The 18,021-nt window shown below is 41.6% G+C and carries 20 protein-coding genes; 9 read left to right on the top strand and 11 right to left on the bottom strand.

Annotated elements, in window-relative coordinates:
* Positions 1-185: 185 nt before the first annotated feature.
* Positions 186-323, bottom strand: a complete 138-nt coding sequence (locus H6G97_RS18055) for a hypothetical protein (protein ID WP_190942100.1) — start codon at positions 321-323, stop codon at positions 186-188.
* 423 nt (positions 324-746) lie between these two features.
* On the opposite strand from H6G97_RS18055, the gene H6G97_RS18050 reads away from it, so the two are divergent.
* Both H6G97_RS18050 and H6G97_RS18045 read left to right on the top strand, forming a co-directional pair.
* On the top strand, positions 747-1,142 hold the full coding sequence (locus H6G97_RS18050; RefSeq protein WP_190942099.1) for a hypothetical protein: 396 nt from the start codon (positions 747-749) through the stop codon (positions 1,140-1,142).
* Between the two features lie 362 nt (positions 1,143-1,504).
* Entirely contained in the window at positions 1,505-2,260 is a 756-nt protein-coding gene (locus H6G97_RS18045) for a hypothetical protein (protein WP_190942098.1), read from the top strand.
* Positions 2,261-2,479: 219 nt separating this feature from the next.
* On the opposite strand, the gene H6G97_RS18040 is transcribed toward H6G97_RS18045, so the two are convergent.
* Positions 2,480-3,751, bottom strand: a complete 1,272-nt coding sequence (locus H6G97_RS18040; protein ID WP_190942097.1) for a RuBisCO small subunit-like domain-containing protein — start codon at positions 3,749-3,751, stop codon at positions 2,480-2,482.
* Positions 3,752-4,216: 465 nt separating this feature from the next.
* Here H6G97_RS18040 and trmFO point away from each other — a divergent pair, with 465 nt between their 5' ends.
* From trmFO to H6G97_RS18015, 5 genes are all read left to right on the top strand, one after another.
* Positions 4,217-5,533, top strand: a complete 1,317-nt coding sequence (gene trmFO, locus H6G97_RS18035; RefSeq protein ID WP_190942116.1) for an FADH(2)-oxidizing methylenetetrahydrofolate--tRNA-(uracil(54)-C(5))-methyltransferase TrmFO — start codon at positions 4,217-4,219, stop codon at positions 5,531-5,533.
* Positions 5,534-5,861: 328 nt separating this feature from the next.
* Positions 5,862-6,299: an Rrf2 family transcriptional regulator gene (locus H6G97_RS18030; RefSeq protein WP_190942096.1), complete on the top strand. Its 438-nt coding sequence runs from the start codon at positions 5,862-5,864 to the stop codon at positions 6,297-6,299.
* Positions 6,300-6,437: 138 nt separating this feature from the next.
* A complete protein-coding gene (locus H6G97_RS18025) occupies positions 6,438-6,827 on the top strand; it encodes an Alr5209 family pentapeptide repeat protein (protein ID WP_190942095.1) in 390 nt (129 codons plus the stop codon).
* 160 nt (positions 6,828-6,987) lie between these two features.
* Positions 6,988-7,473: a DUF2243 domain-containing protein gene (locus H6G97_RS18020; protein WP_190942115.1), complete on the top strand. Its 486-nt coding sequence runs from the start codon at positions 6,988-6,990 to the stop codon at positions 7,471-7,473.
* A gap of 110 nt (positions 7,474-7,583) precedes the next feature.
* Positions 7,584-8,189: a DUF4129 domain-containing protein gene (locus H6G97_RS18015; protein WP_190942094.1), complete on the top strand. Its 606-nt coding sequence runs from the start codon at positions 7,584-7,586 to the stop codon at positions 8,187-8,189.
* 198 nt (positions 8,190-8,387) lie between these two features.
* Here the strand turns inward: H6G97_RS18015 and H6G97_RS18010 are convergent, their stop codons facing one another.
* From H6G97_RS18010 to H6G97_RS52570, 3 genes are all read right to left on the bottom strand, one after another.
* The gene (locus H6G97_RS18010; RefSeq protein ID WP_190942093.1) at positions 8,388-9,671 is read right to left on the bottom strand and encodes an acetylornithine/succinylornithine family transaminase; all 1,284 of its coding nucleotides are present in this window, start codon (positions 9,669-9,671) and stop codon (positions 8,388-8,390) included.
* A gap of 450 nt (positions 9,672-10,121) precedes the next feature.
* Positions 10,122-10,562 carry a periplasmic substrate-binding domain-containing protein gene (locus tag H6G97_RS52575; RefSeq protein ID WP_242054978.1) on the bottom strand — a complete coding sequence of 147 codons (441 nt, stop codon included), beginning with the start codon at positions 10,560-10,562 and terminating at the stop codon, positions 10,122-10,124.
* Positions 10,563-10,629: 67 nt separating this feature from the next.
* Complete coding sequence (locus tag H6G97_RS52570; protein ID WP_242054977.1) at positions 10,630-10,863, bottom strand: hypothetical protein; 234 nt, start codon at positions 10,861-10,863, stop codon at positions 10,630-10,632.
* A 353-nt stretch (positions 10,864-11,216) separates the two neighbouring features.
* On the opposite strand from H6G97_RS52570, the gene H6G97_RS18000 reads away from it, so the two are divergent.
* On the top strand, positions 11,217-12,233 hold the full coding sequence (locus H6G97_RS18000; RefSeq protein ID WP_190942092.1) for a potassium channel family protein: 1,017 nt from the start codon (positions 11,217-11,219) through the stop codon (positions 12,231-12,233).
* A 9-nt stretch (positions 12,234-12,242) separates the two neighbouring features.
* Here H6G97_RS18000 and H6G97_RS17995 read toward each other — a convergent pair whose 3' ends face one another.
* From H6G97_RS17995 to rsmH, 6 genes are all read right to left on the bottom strand, one after another.
* Positions 12,243-13,199 (bottom strand): heme-dependent oxidative N-demethylase family protein, encoded by a 957-nt coding sequence (locus H6G97_RS17995; protein ID WP_190942114.1) that lies wholly within the window; start codon positions 13,197-13,199, stop codon positions 12,243-12,245.
* A 167-nt stretch (positions 13,200-13,366) separates the two neighbouring features.
* Complete coding sequence (locus H6G97_RS17990; RefSeq protein ID WP_190942091.1) at positions 13,367-13,924, bottom strand: methylmalonic aciduria and homocystinuria type D protein; 558 nt, start codon at positions 13,922-13,924, stop codon at positions 13,367-13,369.
* A gap of 32 nt (positions 13,925-13,956) precedes the next feature.
* Complete coding sequence (locus tag H6G97_RS17985; RefSeq protein WP_190942090.1) at positions 13,957-14,223, bottom strand: hypothetical protein; 267 nt, start codon at positions 14,221-14,223, stop codon at positions 13,957-13,959.
* A 144-nt stretch (positions 14,224-14,367) separates the two neighbouring features.
* Positions 14,368-14,574, bottom strand: coding sequence for a glycogen debranching protein (locus tag H6G97_RS17980; protein ID WP_190913342.1), 207 nt, complete (start codon positions 14,572-14,574; stop codon positions 14,368-14,370).
* A 145-nt stretch (positions 14,575-14,719) separates the two neighbouring features.
* Positions 14,720-15,373: a MotA/TolQ/ExbB proton channel family protein gene (locus H6G97_RS17975; RefSeq protein ID WP_190942089.1), complete on the bottom strand. Its 654-nt coding sequence runs from the start codon at positions 15,371-15,373 to the stop codon at positions 14,720-14,722.
* A gap of 75 nt (positions 15,374-15,448) precedes the next feature.
* A complete protein-coding gene (rsmH, locus tag H6G97_RS17970) occupies positions 15,449-16,345 on the bottom strand; it encodes a 16S rRNA (cytosine(1402)-N(4))-methyltransferase RsmH (RefSeq protein WP_190942088.1) in 897 nt (298 codons plus the stop codon).
* A 428-nt stretch (positions 16,346-16,773) separates the two neighbouring features.
* Here rsmH and H6G97_RS17965 point away from each other — a divergent pair, with 428 nt between their 5' ends.
* Positions 16,774-17,958, top strand: coding sequence for an NAD(P)H-quinone oxidoreductase subunit H (locus H6G97_RS17965; protein WP_190942087.1), 1,185 nt, complete (start codon positions 16,774-16,776; stop codon positions 17,956-17,958).
* The last annotated feature ends 63 nt before the right edge of the window (positions 17,959-18,021 follow it).

Raw genomic sequence — 18,021 nt, 5'->3', positions numbered from 1 at the left:
TATCATGGTTTTTTATGTGTAAGTGGATTTACTAAATAATTACCCACTGTAATTATCTACAAAAAAGCCAAACAAGAACTTAAAATCTGAGTATTTGTTGATCATAATTTTTGGGAATAGGTTCTATTTACCAAACTATACCTTTTTATGGCAGCAGTACAACTTTTTAATCTTTAAGGACTTTATCAATTTGAGCGATAGCGTAATCGCTCGCCGGAGGCGATCGCAATCTGAAAATACTCTGATAGTTTATACTGAGTACTGGCGACACAAGCAATCGGATTTTGGAATACCCAATAGCAAAGTTCTTGCAAATAAGCCATAAGATGTTTTGCTTCGCTTCTCTGCAAGACGCTCCGCGAACATTTGCAATGACATCTTATACTTAATCATCCATACCTACTTATAAACATTGCAATCTTCCTCATCAACATTGCAATATTTCTCATCAACATTGCAATATTCTTTATAAATGTTGCGATCTTCCTTATCGACATTGCAATATTCCTCATCAACATTGCAATGTTTCTCATCAACATTGCAATCTTCCTCATTAACATTGCAATATTTCTCATCAACATTAAAGCGATTGTGAAGAAAATCAGGTACAAGCGAGAAATTAAGAGAAATTACTCAGATATGCTTGTATTTTTTCAATAAATACAATTATTCACTAAATTTACTGAACCAAAAAACAGCTTGCTTAAGGCAAACTAGCTCTAGCAGACTCTCAAAGGAATATGTTTATGTCCCGTAAAAAACGTACATCCCGTGTTCTAGAAAAAGCTGAATTGAGATCCTCTGGGCTAAAAGCAATTGATTCCAATATGGATTTTGGTAATAATTGTGATTTGCAAAGCTTGACTCAAGCAATTGAGCAGTTACGAACTATGCTTGATGCTTATAACACCGCTTTAACTGTAATTGATTCTTCCAAAACTAAAATTGATGCGATGGAAAAAACCTTAAGTAATCTTACAGATAAGATGGTCAGAGGGGTTGGTTTTAAATATGGCAAAGATAGCAGCGAGTATGAGATGGCGGGTGGAGTTCGTGATAGTGAACGGGTTCGCAAAAGCAGATTGACCCGCTTGAAAGCTGTTGCAGGAGAAGTGTCAAATGAAAATTCTCAAATTGCCTAATACAGCACGATACTAATCCAAAAGCAGAGCGCAACAAGGCTTATAGCAAGGGTTTGAGAGAATGAACGTTTGTTTATTCTTGATTAAAATTATTTTTTTAAGCTTGCGATCGCCCATGCTGAAGTATAACCTATCAGAACTTATTTTATTCGCTGATACTCTTTGATAAAGAAAAAGTATATGCAGCTAATATCATGCCTTGTCATGCATATAACTTTATGTATTGTGTCGTCCAGTTTAAATTTTCGTAATCTTAAAAACACTATAAAATGGGGATTTAAAAAATTTTACTTGTCTAAATACTGATTAGAGATTATAGTGGTACGGTGTTTCTCGTTCAATGTTCTCGGCAGGGTTATACCATGATTTATTCGCGCAAATTACAGACGTTTTTTGCTGGTTTTTCTTTGTCTGCTGTATTAATAGCTGATTTACTACTTATACAAAAAACTCCTCAAGCTTTAGCCCAAACTACAAATCCAGCTGTCGGTAATGCTGTAACATTCAGTTGCAATGATAGTGAAGCGACAATCAAATCTAAAAAAGCGTCAAGAGTAGGTTCTGGAACAACAAGTTTTTACATTGGTTATCAGCAAGTCTCATCTAATAACAAAAATCCGATAACTATCCGCTTTAATAATGGGGTAAAAGCATGGTGTCGTACTGATTACGAAACAACCGGCGACGATGGTACTGGTTATGGATTGTATTGGAATGGAAGCGATGTTTTATATGGCGTTTACTCTTCCACTGGTAGCCAGTCAGGTAATGATTTTCGCCGCTTTGCTATTGGGCGTTGGTTAACCAGCTATGGTTTTGGAGGTGGGCCAAAAGTTGCAGTTATAGCCCGGATTAATCCAGCTAATGGCAATGTTAATTATGCCACATTTTTATCTTCTAAAAAACCGACTGATGGAAAAACTAACTCTTTACTTGTCAACAACTTATCATGGAATGGCACAAGTTTGACTGTGCTTGCACAGTCATGGTGGACTCCCCGTCGTGCTAATACAAATTCCATGAATTGCACTGGCCCATCACCTTATTCATCATACAGAGTTGTATTTACCGGGGATTTAAGAACCGTGACCTCGGCTTCAGCAAATACTTGTAATTAAAAGGTTAGGATTCAGCTATCAAATTGAATAGTATATTTTTCTCTCGTTCCTATGCAGAGCATGATGAACAACTAATTAGATGCTCTATTTTTAGTCAGATATTGAGTCAGAGACTCAATCAATGCATTCCCATGCAGAGCATTATGAACGAGGAAAAATTCCAAGTCTCTCTCCTTTTAGGAGAGAGACTTTCTAGAAAAGTCAGAACTTAATTGACTACTAATTTTTGCCATTCGGACGCTGAATAATCGTCTCCACTACGCGCCGCTTGGCCTTTGGATCGATACCTACTAAACGTACATACTCACCGCTATATTTTGTCAAAGTTGATTCCAAATTAGAAATTGCATCAGACTCGGCATCAATGTGGCTATTAACACAACTTTGCCAAGAACCTGTGCGAAAACGGCGCTCATCTACGTGTTCAATACTAATTTTGTAGCCTTGAGATAATAATTGCCGAATCTGTTCTTGTGTCTCTAGAGTCAAATGTGGACTCGATACATGGTGTGTCTGGAATCCATTCGTTTTTGCTTCTTGAGTTGCGCCATTTGATGGCTGACTAATTGGTGTTACAGCAGGTGGTGCAGATTGATGAGAATTTCTACCTCGATTCAGTCGGTTGTACTCATCAACCAATTGGGAATTTTCCACCCGGCTTTGTTCACCAACCATCAACTTACCAGACTCAATGAGATGAGACAGGTTGAAATTTGGCTTTTGAAATTCTGGTGGCCCTTGAGTGCTGTTAACCACACTCAAGGATACCTGCTCAAAACCTACTTTATAAATATAGTTGCGGATTTGCTCGTCATAAATGCGCGATCGCAAAGCGCTAAAAAAGTCAATGGACTGATTGACAAAAGTATCAACTAGCTGTTCAATTTCCCGTTGTGACAATCCATCCGGTTCAAAAATCCCCTTGACAATTCCCACCTTGTCTTCTCTATCTGGTTCCCAGTAAAATTTATCCATCCGTCCATCCCGAATTAACGGTGCATAGAGGGTAGAAAAATCATTACCTGTGACAATAATCGGCACACGATTTAAAGGCGTGGAATCATAGCTACCCGGCAACTGCACATCTGTGGGATTATCTGCAATATTCATCAGTGTGGCATTCACCAACTGCGTATTTACAGTATATTGAGTGCCCTCATCAAAGCGTCCAGCACCAGCATCTAAATCGTTAATCATCAGTACACACATTTTGCCGCGTACTTTGATCAGTTCTGCTGTTTCCCGATAGCGCAGCCGAATCAACCGCGCTGGATCTCCTGCATCTGGACTTTCCAATTCGCCACCAGATACGTGAGTTACTTCGATACCCATTTTCTCGAAGACTAACTCACATTGAAAAGTTTTGCCCTCACCTTTACGTCCATGAATCCCCAAAATCAAGGGTACTCGCACCCCAGGAAGCTTCAAAAAGTTTTTAGTGATGTGGACAGCAAGTTTATCCAAAAAACGGGGAGCAATGTAATAACCCATGAGTTTGTCTTATGAAAAATTAATTCTTCTAAGGTTAATGTTAAGTTTTTTTGGGGATAGCGATCGCTTTTCTTTCACACAGGACACAGTTTAGTTGCGCAATGCCTTGTATAGATGTCTTGTAAAAAAGAATGTAGAGACGTAACAGTGCTACGTCTCTACAAAGGTTATGAGTAATGCATATTTAATTTATGAATGCTATAGCTAAAATCAATATTAGCGCGATCGCTATCAAGAATTGTTAGCTAAACTCAAAGAAAAGGGAATTGATACAGATAATTTATAATTGTTAACTTCCAATCAGTTCTTTTTGCAGGTTATAGAAGATATATGCATAGTAGAGGTTATCTGGTGTTGTTGCTCCACCATGTTTTACGCTGATTATCTGGTCAACACGACTTTTTATTTAATTTTACTTCTGTAATGCTGATAGATACTTAAGAAATGGAAATTAAAAATTTAATTATGGAAAAACAACCGATACAAGTAATTGGAGGTGGACTAGCTGGAACAGAAGCAGCTTGGCAAATAGCCCAAGCTGGAGTGCCAGTGATTCTCCATGAAATGCGTCCAAAGCGATTTAGTCCTGCTCATCATACAGAACATTTAGCAGAATTAGTGTGTAGTAATTCCTTTGGGGCAATGGCAAGCGATCGCGCGGCTGGATTATTGCACGAAGAATTACGCCAACTGGGTTCTATAGTTATTTCCAAAGCTGATGAACATGCCGTTCCTGCTGGTGGAGCCTTAGCTGTAGACAGAGGACAATTTGGCCAAGACTTAACTGAAACTTTAGCGAGTCATCCTTTAATTGAATTCCGTCGGGGTGAAGTGTCTGCGATTCCTGAAGGTATTGTAGTTTTAGCAACCGGGCCTTTAACTAGTCCCGACTTAGCCCAAGATTTGCAACGCTTTACGGGGATGGAATACCTCAGCTTTTTCGATGCGGCTAGTCCGATTATTGTGGGAGAATCGATTAACCGTGACATTGCTTTTATGGCATCACGCTATGACAAAGGCGAAGCCGCTTATCTCAACTGCCCAATGAATAAAGAGCAGTACTTAGTGTTTCGGGAAGAACTTTGTAAAGCTGAACAAACAGAACTTAAAGGTTTTGAACGAGAAACGGCAAAATTTTTTGAAGCCTGTTTACCCATAGAAGAACTAGCACAGCGAGGGGAAGATACCATGCGTTATGGCCCCTTAAAGCCAGTGGGATTGTCAGATACTCGCACGGGGGAACGTCCTTATGCTGTGGTGCAGTTGCGACAAGAAGATAAAGCTGGTCAACTATGGAATATGGTAGGATTTCAAACTAACCTGCGTTGGGGTGAGCAAAAGCGAATATTTCAGTTAATTCCAAGTTTAGAAAAAGCGGAGTTTGTACGTTTAGGAGTAATGCACCGCAACACTTTTCTCAATGCTCCCCAGCTAATGCATCCTACCCTGCAATTTAAAGAACGTCCCACATTGCTAGCCGCTGGACAATTGATTGGGACTGAAGGCTACACAGCTGCGGCTGCGGGTGGCTGCTTGGCGGGAATTAATGCCGCAAGATTAGCTTTGGGTAAAGAACCTTTGGTTTTACCACCAACAACAATGATGGGCGCGTTATTGGAATTTATTAGTTCCGCTTCGCCCAAGCATTTCCAACCAATGCCACCTAACTTTGGTATTTTTCCGGAACTGGGTGCAAAAATCAAAAGTAAGCAGGAGCGTTATGGACGTTACCGCGATCGCTCGTTAACTGATTTGGCAAACTGGAAAGCTAATTATAATTAAAAGGCATGGGGCATGGGGCATTGAGACTTCCCCATTCCCTATCTATAATTACTTCACGCTAAGAAATTATAATAATCATTGACAAAATTGGCTTGAAGTAAGACAAACTTAAATTTTAAATCAATTTTTAACTGAGAGTACTGTACGATAATCAATCACTTTTATTTATCGAATCAAGAAATAAAAGTAATTGCTGCTATGCTAAAAGGTCTTTAAAGTAGAGTTAGCCGGTCAATGATAAGTTGATTGTAAAGTTTTCTTAGCAATAGCTTAGGGAAACAGGCTGAAAATTTTGTATCTTTAGGTGTGAGTTAAAAATATTACGCCTGTGGTAATTTCTAATAAATCAGAATACGCGCTTTTAGCCTTGTTAGAGTTGGCGACCTGCTACCCTAAGGGTGAAGCCCTGCAAATTCGAGAGATAGCGGCATTGCAAGACATACCGAACCGCTATTTGGAACAACTTTTAGCAACATTAAGACGCGGAGGTTTAATTAAAAGTATACGCGGAGCCAAAGGTGGCTATGTTCTGGCGCGAGATCCTCAGAAAATTACAGTGTTCGATGCTTTTAGCTGCATGGAAGGGTCAGATATTACTGTCTCTAGTAATGAGCCGACTCCCAACACGGTAGAAGGTGAGCTAATTCAAGAAGTTTGGCAGGAAGCACGCCAGGCTGCTAACTCTGTTTTAGAAAAATATACACTCCAAGACCTTTGCGATCGCAGAGCAATCCGAGAACAGAAAGAACTAATGTATTACATTTAGGTAATTCGTCATCACGCTTTCTAAAAGATGCTGAGTGTAGCTTTCTTGTACCTAGGGTACGCAAATTTGCTACCGCTACGCTAATGTAATTAAAAGGGTACATGAAAGTAATAACGAGATAAGGTGTGAGGCTGTTATATGCCTGAAGTCAATTCTCAAGAGATCATAAATAGTGCCGCCACTCTGGTAGAGAGTTATGCAGCAGGAAAACGAGACTTTAGTAAAGCAGAACTGGGTAATGCTGATTTGCAAGGCATTAACTTGAAAGGATCTGACCTCAGTTATGCTGACTTGAGTGAAGCTAACCTGATTGGCGCTAATCTTAGGGGAACTGACTTGAGCTTTGCCGATCTCAGTCAAGCTAATCTAAAGGATGCCGATCTTAGGGGAGCATTGTTAATGTCAGCAAATTTCCGCCAAGCCGATCTACAAAGAGCGAAGTTGGAAAAAGCAGATTACGATCGCAGTACCCATTTTCCTCAAGATTTCGACCCAGTGAAAGCGGGTATGCAGATTAAAACTGAATGATTACACATAGAACCCTTATAGAGACGTAGCTGTGTTAAATCTCTACAAGGGTTCTGGATTATGCATATTTAATTTCAATGATCCTACTTGCCTGTAGATAGAAGATATTTCCCCCAAAAGAGTTGTATTTTGGTGAGAAAGCCTATCTATGAGGTTGACAATGGAGGCAAATAGTGAATCTCTCAACCGACGCGCACCGCTAATTACGGCTGGAATTTTTCTTGGTGTGGGTCTTGGAGGCTTTATTGATGGAATTTTACTGCATCAGATTCTCCAGTGGCATCACATGCTTAGTAACATTCGACCTTTGACCAACACGGCAAATATAGATTTGAACATGGTATGGGATGGCTTATTTCATACCTTGGATTGGGTATTTACTGTGATAGGGCTTATGTTGCTATGGCGTGCTGGAGGACGTGATGATGTTCCTTGGTCATCGCAGACTTTTATTGGGTCAATACTGATTGGAACTGGGTTATTCGACTTTGTTGAAGGTTTAATTGACCACCAAATTCTCGGTGTCCATCATGTGAAACCAGGCCCAAATGAGTTAGCCTGGGATTTAGGATTTCTGGCACTCGGTGCGCTACTTGTTGTTATCGGCTGGATAATGATAAAAAAGACAAGAGTAATTAGTCATTAGTAATTGGGCATGGAGCATTGGGTATTGGGCATTAGATGAATTAATCATACTAGTTCTTCTCCCCCTGCTCCCCCTGCCTCCCCTGCTCCCCCTGCTCCCCCTCCCCCTCTATGACAGATACTTTTGAAAAAACTAGCTGGAGTTGGCAGCTTTCTCAATTTCAACAGCAAGTGGGAGAATGGTGGGAATACCAGTTTTACCGCTTTGAACAAGCTCTACCAAAATTACCTACTGGATGGTCAATTAGCCCTTGGCTAGTTGAATTGCTGAAATTCTTATTTTGGTTAGTACTAGCCTTATTTATAGCTTGGGTGGGTTGGCGATTATGGCGAGAATTTAGTCCTTATGTATATTCTTGGCTAAATAGAACTGGCAATCTCAATGATTTTCGCGTAAAAACTCGCTCTAATGAGTCATCCATAGCCCTTTTGTTGGAGCGATCGCAACAATTTTATCGTCAGGGAAACTACCGCGAAGCTTGCCGTTGTCTTTATTTAGCGATGTTGCAGCAGTTGGATAAAAATGCGGTCGCACCCCATAAACTCAGCCGCACAGATGGCGAATATCTGCAATTGCTGCGATCTTCTGTGACTCCTATACAGCCTTATGAAACTTTAATTACCACTCACGAGCAATTATGTTTTGGTAATGCCGAAATTTTGCCAGACAATTATGAGCAGTGTCGCCAAGCTTATCGGGAAATTTCCCCAGAATGAAGAGAACGCGGGGATAGCAATACAACATACATAGCTCAAAAAATCAATTGTTTTAGTAAAAATTAAAATAAAAGTCAGAAAAAGCGAGGGATAAGCACAAAGACTTATAGCGGTTCCCATTAAGATGCAGTACAAAACTATATCGCAATGTGTAGGGGCATGGCATACCGTGCCCCTACGGATGTACTTTTTGATTATTTAAGCTGTGAGAGTTGCGATCGCTCGATCCACAGCTTCTAAGGCAGTGTTTACTTCTGCCTCTGGGACAATTAGCGGTGGCACAAACCGGACTACTTTTGGCCCCGCTGGTACAAGCAATACACCCTCCTTGATGGCAGCATTGACAACATCGGCTGCCGTTAGCTCAATGTTGGCTCGCAAGTCCAAACCGTTGATTAAACCCCAGCCACGAACTTCGCCAATGTGCTGAGGATATTTAGCTGCGATCGCCTGCAATCCAGATCGCAATTGTTCACCCCTATCTTGCACATTCTGTAAAATATTTTCCCGTTCCAATGTCTGGCAAACACTGAGTGCTACACCACATACAAAAGGATTTCCGCCAAAGGTGCTGGCATGTTCCCCTGGTTGAAAAACATCACAGAATTTTTTGCTCATCATTGCGCCGATGGGGATACCGCCACCTAAGCCTTTAGCACTGGTGAAAATATCCGGTTCAACACCAAGATGTTCGTAAGCCCATAATTTGCCACTGCGTCCCATACCAACTTGCACTTCATCGAAAATCAATAAAATGCCAGTTTCATCGCAAATTTGCCGGAGCTTTTGGAAATAGGCAACATCTCCTGGACGCACACCGCCTTCTCCCTGCAATGGCTCAATCAGAATCGCCGCTACCCGATAATCGCCTTCATCCAACTCACTAATCGCCACTTCCACAGCGTTAATATCGTTGTAATTTACGTAGTGGAAACCAGGAACCAAGGGATCAAAATATTTTTGATACTTCGGTTGTGCAGTTGCGGTAATCGTTGCCAAAGTCCGTCCGTGGAAACTGGCATTGGCGGTTAAAATAATCGGTTTTTCAATTTCTAATACTGTGTGGGCATATTTCCGCGCCAGTTTAATTGCAGCTTCATTAGCTTCTGCTCCAGAGTTGCAGAAAAATACGCGATCGGCACAGGAATGATCAACAAGCCATTTTGCCAATTCACCTTGTTCAGGGATGTAGTACAAATTAGAAACGTGATGCAGCTTCTGAATTTGGCGTGTTACCGCTTCTACCATCACTGGGTGGGCATGTCCTAAAGTACAAGTGGCAATTCCCGCTACAAAGTCCAGATATTCTTGTCCCTGTGTATCCCAAACCCGGCATCCAGCGCCCCGTTCTAAGGCTAAGGGAAACCGGCCGTAGGTAGACATGACAGCTTCATTAAAGCTATCTGTATCAAAGGGACTAGATGCTACAGACCCTGAATCTGGGGGGATGGTGGCTTGGTCAACGAGAGTTTGTAGGCTCACTACCGCTCCTCCTGAAAGTTTTTCATTATATAGTTATTTACTAGTTTCCTAGAAATCCCTAAAAAATACTTTTTATTTAGCACAACTCGTACTTCTTCTTAAACTAACGCTTATGTGACCTCAAAAACATGGCGGTGATGAAAAAATTTTGTACTCAACGCTTGAGCAACAGGCAATTTGCGTAGGCGCAGCCCGTCTGGGTAGATTTCTCACTAATGTCCAAGCCTGACTCGTTAAATACTAACCTACGCTTTTGACGCGCTAGGACACATGGCGAAATTCGCCTTGCTGTGTGCGGGAAAACTGCCAAAAAGTTAAGAGAGTTATGAATTATAGCAATCTTAAATGAGTCGTGAAAAATATAGATGAGGAAACGAACCACCAAGGACACAAAGATAAGAAAGAAAAAAGATATATATAATTTTCACAAATGATTTAGGACTGCTATAGTTATTTTTCTGTTATTTTCAGTTCATCAATATTCCAAAAAGTTGGCCCCAAGGCAGAAAAATTGATGGGATTGACGCGTTCACGCACTGCCTGAAACGAGATTGGATTTACAAGGCAGAATATTGGCAACTGTTCAGCAACTATTTGTTGAAATCTGCCATAAATCGCCTTGCGCTTGGTTTCATCTAGTTCTTTAAATCCTGCACGGAAAAGACTGTCAATTTCTCTTTTCCAATCAGAAACTACCCATCCTTTAAGTGGGGATTTTGCTGGTAGCGCACCTTGGTTGAATTGATGAAATGAGCCTTGACTAGTCCAAAATAAAGATAGAAGATTAGGTTCAACATCTGCACCGGGAACACCAAACGCACCGACATAACAATCCCAATCTCGACGAGAGAGCAGCTTTTGCAATACTACGTTAAAGCTGACTACCTGCATATCTGCTTTGATACCAATTTCACTGAAGTCTTGTTGAATTTGAACTGCGGCATCAATTCTTGATTGATCATTTCAATCCTGTTTTTAAAGTAAAAATAATTTGCTTTTTATCAGCAGAGATTGGCCAAGATTCTGCCAGTCCTGGCTCTAACTTACTAGTCATAACATTCTCATCGATCAATCCCTTGTAAATCAGAGAAAAAACACTGTATGGAGAGTCATTAATGGCATAGTTAAAAGTAGTCGGATCACTTAACGAAACTAGAACTAATTGAGCTACCTGAGATGCTTTGCTTTTCATCTGTGTCGGGTGACAGCTTGTCAGCAATAAACAACAAGATAGCAGCAAACTAACTACCAAATTTAGAGGTCGAACAACAGCAGAAATCATCTCTAGTTATCTATTTTGCAGCTAATATCTACACAGTACAATATGGTGATTTACTACTAGACTTTAGGCTAAAGAAGAGCGATCGCCTACGGTGGCGGCTTCCAAGAGTGACCTTTCATCGCTGGATAATTTATAGTTTAAATGTACTAAAAACCACAAATGCGATAAAGTTAGTACAAAACTAGAAAAAGTAGGCTAAAAGTACTATTTTTACGTCATTCTCAACACTTGAGCAAAAATATCAACGTATCCAAAAGGAGTTAATGGCTGGGGCGATCGCTCTTGGTGGTGTTTTCCTAATTGGCACTTTGTGGTATTCACTAGTGGAGGGCTGGGCATGGGAAGATGCAGCTTACATGACAGTGATCACTCTCGCAACTGTGGGATATAGTGAGACGCACCCACTGGGTAGCAGAGGACGATTGTTTACCATTGCCCTGATTTTGTTGGGTGTAATGAATATCGGTTACATTGTCAACAGATTTACAGAAGCGATCATTCAAGGCTACTTTCAACAAGGAATTCGGCTACAGCAACAGAGGCGGTTAATGGAATCCCTAACAGAACATTACATCATTTGTGGATTTAGCCGGACTGGTCGTCAAATTGCCAAGGAATTTCGGGCAGAAGATGTACCTTTTGTAGTGATTGATTCGGAGATGGAATCTGTACAAAGGGCACAGGCAGAAGGTTACACGGCATATCAAGGTGATGCTACCCTAGATGATACACTTCTGAAAGTCGGCATTGAACGGGCGATGTGTATCGTTGCCGCACTCCCTTCAGATGCCGAAAATTTATATATTGTTTTATCAGCCAAAACACTGAATACAGGAATTCGGGTGATCGCCCGGGCAAGTACAGAAGAAGCTTTGCAGAAGTTACGACGCGGTGGTGCAGATGAAGTCATATCTCCCTATATTACTGGTGGCAAGCGCATGGCTGCTGCGGCTCTTAGACCTCAAGTATTGGACTTTGTAGACGGGATTTTGACAGGTGCAGACCGCCAATTGTATATGGAAGAATTTTTACTCGACCCGGCTTTCTGTCCCTTTGTCGGTCAAAGTTTGCAAAAAGCGAGATTGCGATCGCAGTCTGGGGCATTAGTTCTGGCAATTCGCCGCCTTGATGGGACTTTAATTGGTGGCCCCACTGGCGATACGGTTTTAATGCCAGGCGATCGGTTAATTGGTATGGGTACAGCAGAGCAATTGCGTAGCCTTAACCAAATTCTCGGCCCAATTGGTTCGCAGCAATTGCGACGACCGAAAAATAGTTGAGGGCAGATATCAGATAATTTCTGTAGACATCAGCCACTGCAAAATATTGGCTTTGCTCTCTGCCAAGCCTTTATAAACTAGAGATTCCGGTGTCATAGATTCGATTGCCTCACGCAATTTAGACCGTAACACCGGGTTTTTTCTCACTAAAGCACAATCTCTAAAGTAAGTACGAATAGTAAACAGCGCTGCTTCATACTCTGGTAGCCCCCAAATTACTTGGCGCTCAATTCGCAGATAAAGTCTGGGATGCTGCGGATCAAAGTTTCTACCTTGCCATTGTTCAACTGACACACCAGACGGTGATTTGGGATGGTGGTTAAGGCGGGTATCGGTACTCAAACCCCAAGCAAAGCGCACCATCGGTTTGTGGGTAATCATTGTATGAGCGATCGCACCTGCACGCCGATTAATTTTTTCCATCCCAGCCACAGGTGCATGAATTGTGGCGAAATCCTTACCAATTTTCTCTTCAGCTGACCAGTGGTTGGGATAGCAGAGATGAACTGCACCCAGCCAGTTGCTACCATCATCAGAACGACAGATAATTGTCAAGTCTTCTTGTACCTGTGCTGCAAGTGCATCAAGGGTAGAGGCGTAAGCTGGAACAACAGAACTACCCTCAACTTGCTGTAACTGCAACTCTGCATCTAAATAGAGAGTTTCTTTGGTAAGTTGGCTGTGGAATTTCAGAGTGTTATCTATTGACTTTTGGTAGTGAAAATGCTGTGGGTGTTCTTGGATGAGGCGATTAATTATTAAACGAGCGATCGCACCTGCCACAGTTTTAGAATAATTACAGGTTTGGTAGTATTTGCTCAACCGTTCGCCACGAGCTAAAAGTTTAGCCTGACGGTAGTGGGCAAAATTATCATCAATTTGAAATACCTGCTGATCAGCCTGAATGTTACCAAAACAGGAACCAAAAGCCATCATCCCCGGCTTGACTTCGTAGCGTCCACTCATCAGAGGAAAGTAGTAAGCCGCACTATTAGAGGCTTCGACTGTCTTAGCTTCCTGGAAAAAGTTGTTGTCTAAAGACACAAATTCTATGATGCTTGTTTTTTATTCTCCTCATTTCCAATATATATGAAGGGATAAGGAAGAAATAACCAATGACAAATGACCAATGACTAATAATCAATTTCTTTCCATCCATGCATGGATGCTATGCCTTTTGTAACCCATTCGATCACAATTGGCGGAGCTTCTGATATCAAGATACTAGGATAAACTGCTGCACCCCAATCGGGATGAATTAATACACGGCATTGATTTTTAATCACTGGATAGTTGAGCAAAGCTTTGACAACTGCTGTGTCATCGTGAGGGATTGCTCCAGGATGAGACAGCAAAGGATAGCCTGTACGAGGGTCGATTAAGTCTGTTAAATAGCCGCGATCGCGCAGATTAAATGCTAAATCACAGCCAAATCTCATAAACTTTTCTCGCAGGCGTTCTTTCTCTGATTCTACTTCTGCTGTCTTTTCGACTAGTTGATAACGCGATTGTTGTAACACAATCACTACTCGTAAAAATGGCTGCCGTTTCCAATCTGGTAATATCCGTTCGCAGTTGGCACAGATATATTGACTGGGAGGATGAATTGAAATTTGAACCGCTTGTCCCGTTTCACCAACTAAATTAATGGGACAGGCTTGCTCCGAAATGTAAACCTTGGGATAGTTCACTAAATTGATTCGGTTTATGCAAGTTTTCTAATTTAATCTCCGGTATAGATAATAGCTCTTAAAAGTTCCAAAAAATCATCAATTTTCTCTAATATATTGCTTTTTTTGTCAGCAGTTGCTAATAACTTGAGAATTTTAATCCGAATTTTATCCTTTATTAACCTGTTGTAACATGATTTGCTGCGATCGCTATCAGCATTGGCATAAGTGCAGCTTGTGGTAGACAAGCGATGCATATAACGGGCTACGCCTACGCTCTTAATATCTCTTCGATCAAAATCCCAAAAAATAACTTCCATCTAAGAGAATTTGCAGTAGGGTTACACAGTTAGCTATGCAACCCTACGAGGATTCATATTCATCTATGGTTGGTTGTTTTTTTCTGTACCTTACCTTTGCTGGAATCGTTATAAGCTATGCAGTCTACTTTCGATAGCACTCAATTAATTGAGTTTTAAAGAATTCACCGGCACTTCATCCCAAGAATTAACTGTCCGCAATTGCGCTACCCAACCTGCTGCCTTTTGCGTCTCGGTCAAATTATTCTGAAATGAATCATGGCAATCTTTGGCTTGAGATTCATTACAAGTCGCAATACAGGCATGAATCATCCCAGACGGATCAATTTGCTCGTTTACCCAAATAGTCATGGAATATTTCCTCAAAAACTGTAGCGAAAAAACCTATTCGTCATTTTAGAATATTATTAGAGCCAAAAAATGTAGAGAAAAATCGGTAACAATTAGTGAACTAATCCCAATTACCGATTACTAATTTACATTATCCAGTTCTGCTTCATCTGCTAGGCACATAAGATTTATCTCCTCTTTCGTAGCGACGGCGGTAGAGTAATTCTAACTGTCCACCATATTCTTGAATCCAGGCAATTTGGCGCTGGTAGAGTCCTCGGAAGGTATTAGCAAATAATAGTGTAAAAATTGCCACTACCAACCCTGATGCTGTGGATACTAAAGCTTCACTAATTCCAGATGTTACACCTGTTGTTTTAGTACCTCCCACATCTCCGATATTTAGAGAGGCAAAAGAGTTAATTAATCCCAAAACAGTTCCTAGAAGTCCCAACAGGGGCGCAAGACCAATAATTGTCTCAAAAATATTTTGCGAACGCTTGAGTAAGGGGAGTTCGCCTTGGGCTTCACTTTCTAATGCCAAACGAAATTCCTCTGGTGTCGGCTCTTCTAATTCTAAAGCTGCTAAAAAAATTCGAGCAATCGGTAAATCAGCATTTTTCTGCAACTTATCTAAAGCACCAACTACATTATCAAGGCGATAAAGCTGTAGTACCTCTCGCACTACTTTATTTTGGTGATTATTTATCCTTACCCAAAAGATGATACGTTCAATAATCAGCGCCACACCTAACAAAGAAAACCCCAGCAGAGGCCACATTACTATGCCACCTGCTGTAAACAGATTACTAATTTCCATCTACTATTTTTTAACTCCTCAACAACGCTAGATTAACAGATCGTTGAGATGGAGCAGTTTAAGGCTGCATTGTAGTTACAGTGCCTTTTGGGCTATTCTCAGTTTGGCCGATCGCGATCGCGGATTCTGACTAATTTCTTCTTCTTGAGCAATAATTGGTTTTTTTGTCAATACCCTTAATAAAGGTGAATTTCTTAAACCATGTTTCACCGGGCGGTCTTCCAGACTGTGAAAACTGATAATTGCAATTCTGCCACCAGGGACAAGGGCATTGGGTGCTTTATCCAAAAAGGTTTCTAGAGATTTTAACTCATCGTTGACGACAATTCGCAGAGCTTGAAAAACACGGGTAGCGGGGTGAATTCTGCCATAACGGTATTTGGGGGGAACTGAAGAAGCGATCGCATCAGCCAATTCTGTAGTCGTGTGTAACGGTCGCCGTTCGACAATCCGACGAGCAATGCGCCGCGATAATCTCTCTTCACCGTATTTAAAGAAAATATCTGCTAATTCTGCTTCATCCCAATTATTAATCACATCAGCAGCAGTTAGCGATCGCCCTCGATCCATTCGCATATCCAAATTTGCAGCTTGGCGAAAGCTGAAACCTCGTTCTGCTTGATCTAAATGGTAAGAACTCACCCCCAAATCGGCTAAAATACCATCGAAAGTGTTAGGGGGAAACTCGTAGTCAGCAAAATTGCTATAAATAAATTGTATGCGATCGCCAAACTCTGCTAATTCTTTCCTCGCTGCTGCTAAAGCATCCTCATCTTGGTCAATTGCCGTTACCCGTACATCGGCAGCAGCTTCTAAAATCAAGCGACTGTGACCACCACCACCTAACGTTACATCTAAATAATGTCCACCTGGACGCACCGCCAAACCCTCAATTACTTCCCGTCCCAAAACGGAAATATGAGAAAAAGCCAGTTCTTCTAAATCTAGCGGTGTTTGTAAATCTGATTTCATCTTTAATTTTATTTTTGTTTATATTTGGTAAGACTTACACCAAAAACCTCTTAAACTCTTATTCCTCTGTGTCCTCTGCGTCCTCTGTGGTTCAATTTTCCTACTTATACATAAGTCTTATTTAACACCCATTCCCAATTCCCAATCCGTAACATCAGGATTTTCAATGCAAAAAGAGATTAGATGAAAAAAACCTGTGCCTCAATCCCTTGCATATCAAGCTTCCCTATAATAATTGAAGAGGTGCAACGAAATGAAACATCAATTACAACTCCTCGGCTGCTATCCTCTCTCCAACATAACCCTGTAGAGTCAAATTTATATAGATTGCCCCTACAAACCTCATTTTGGCAGACTAGATAAATCGGCTGTGGTTGGCATCTGGGCGATTCAATTCAAAATTTTCACGAACGGAGAACACGAAATCTATGACCAGACTAGAAACCCGCACTGAACCAATGGTGCTAAACATGGGGCCACACCACCCCTCAATGCACGGGGTTCTGCGGCTAATCATGACTCTGGATGGCGAGGATGTTGTTGACTGTGAACCAGTTATCGGCTATTTGCACCGGGGAATGGAAAAAATCGCCGAGAACCGCACTAATGTAATGTACGTTCCCTACGTTAGTCGCTGGGACTACGCGGCGGGAATGTTCAACGAAGCCGTCACTGTTAACGCCCCAGAGATGCTTGCAGGTGTTGCTGTCCCCAAACGCGCTAGCTACATCCGCGTCATCATGCTGGAGTTGAACCGTATCGCTAACCACTTGCTATGGTTTGGCCCCTTCCTTGCTGACGTAGGCGCACAAACTCCCTTCTTCTACCAGTTTCGGGAACGGGAGATGATTTATGATTTGTGGGAAGCGGCTACAGGTTATCGGATGGTAAATAACAACTACTTCCGCGTTGGTGGGGTAGCAGCCGATTTACCTTATGGTTGGGTAGATAAGTGTCTGGAATTTTGCGAGTACTTATTACCCAAAATTGATGAGTATGAACGCTTAGTAACCGATAACCCCATCTTCCGGCGACGCGTTGAGGGACTTGGTACTATCACCCGTGAAGAAGCAATTAACTGGGGACTTTCTGGCCCCATGTTACGCGCATCTGGCGTGCAATGGGATTTGCGGAAAGTTGACCATTACGAATGTTACGACGATTTCGACTGGGATGTGCAGTGGGAAACCGCCGGTGATTGCTTTGCCCGTTACGTAGTGCGGATGCGGGAAATGCGCGAATCTGTGAAGATTATTCGCCAAGCAATTAAAGGACTTCCTGGCGGCCCTTACGAAAATCTGGAAGCCAAGCGTTTAGCGGCAGGTAAAAAATCAGAGTGGGACGCATTTGATTATCAATTCATCGGCAAAAAAGTTTCCCCAACTTTCAAGATGCCCAAGGGTGAAATCTACGCCCGTGTAGAAAGTGGCAAAGGTGAATTGGGAATTTATTTAGTTGGCGATGATAATGTCTTTCCTGCACGTTGGAAGATTCGCGCAGCAGATTTCAACAACCTCCAGATTGTCCCACATTTACTGCGCGGAATGAAAGTTGCAGATATTGTGGTGATTCTCGGTAGTGTTGACGTAATTATGGGGTCTGTGGATAGGTAGAAAATATCTATTTAAGTAGTTAGTTTTTAGAGCAGTTGCATTACAGTGCAACTGCTCTTTTTT

It is taken from the genome of Nostoc flagelliforme FACHB-838 (assembly GCF_014698065.1).
Lineage (GTDB): Bacteria > Cyanobacteriota > Cyanobacteriia > Cyanobacteriales > Nostocaceae > Nostoc > Nostoc flagelliforme_B.
The sequence above is the reverse complement of the archived record's forward strand: the minus strand, read 5'-3'. Positions and strand labels throughout refer to the sequence as shown.

Coding starts and splice junctions, on each gene's coding strand:
- H6G97_RS18055 (WP_190942100.1), bottom strand. CDS start 323: ATGGCTTATTTGCAAGAACTTTGCTATTGGGTATTCCAAAATCCGATT.
- H6G97_RS18050 (WP_190942099.1), top strand. CDS start 747: ATGTCCCGTAAAAAACGTACATCCCGTGTTCTAGAAAAAGCTGAATTG.
- H6G97_RS18045 (WP_190942098.1), top strand. CDS start 1,505: ATGATTTATTCGCGCAAATTACAGACGTTTTTTGCTGGTTTTTCTTTG.
- H6G97_RS18040 (WP_190942097.1), bottom strand. CDS start 3,751: ATGGGTTATTACATTGCTCCCCGTTTTTTGGATAAACTTGCTGTCCAC.
- trmFO (WP_190942116.1), top strand. CDS start 4,217: ATGGAAAAACAACCGATACAAGTAATTGGAGGTGGACTAGCTGGAACA.
- H6G97_RS18025 (WP_190942095.1), top strand. CDS start 6,438: ATGCCTGAAGTCAATTCTCAAGAGATCATAAATAGTGCCGCCACTCTG.
- H6G97_RS18020 (WP_190942115.1), top strand. CDS start 6,988: ATGGAGGCAAATAGTGAATCTCTCAACCGACGCGCACCGCTAATTACG.
- H6G97_RS18015 (WP_190942094.1), top strand. CDS start 7,584: ATGACAGATACTTTTGAAAAAACTAGCTGGAGTTGGCAGCTTTCTCAA.
- H6G97_RS52575 (WP_242054978.1), bottom strand. CDS start 10,562: ATGCAGGTAGTCAGCTTTAACGTAGTATTGCAAAAGCTGCTCTCTCGT.
- H6G97_RS52570 (WP_242054977.1), bottom strand. CDS start 10,863: ATGAAAAGCAAAGCATCTCAGGTAGCTCAATTAGTTCTAGTTTCGTTA.
- H6G97_RS18000 (WP_190942092.1), top strand. CDS start 11,217: ATGGCTGGGGCGATCGCTCTTGGTGGTGTTTTCCTAATTGGCACTTTG.
- H6G97_RS17995 (WP_190942114.1), bottom strand. CDS start 13,199: ATGAGTGGACGCTACGAAGTCAAGCCGGGGATGATGGCTTTTGGTTCC.
- H6G97_RS17985 (WP_190942090.1), bottom strand. CDS start 14,223: ATGGAAGTTATTTTTTGGGATTTTGATCGAAGAGATATTAAGAGCGTA.
- H6G97_RS17980 (WP_190913342.1), bottom strand. CDS start 14,574: ATGACTATTTGGGTAAACGAGCAAATTGATCCGTCTGGGATGATTCAT.
- H6G97_RS17975 (WP_190942089.1), bottom strand. CDS start 15,373: ATGGAAATTAGTAATCTGTTTACAGCAGGTGGCATAGTAATGTGGCCT.
- rsmH (WP_190942088.1), bottom strand. CDS start 16,345: ATGAAATCAGATTTACAAACACCGCTAGATTTAGAAGAACTGGCTTTT.
- H6G97_RS17965 (WP_190942087.1), top strand. CDS start 16,774: ATGACCAGACTAGAAACCCGCACTGAACCAATGGTGCTAAACATGGGG.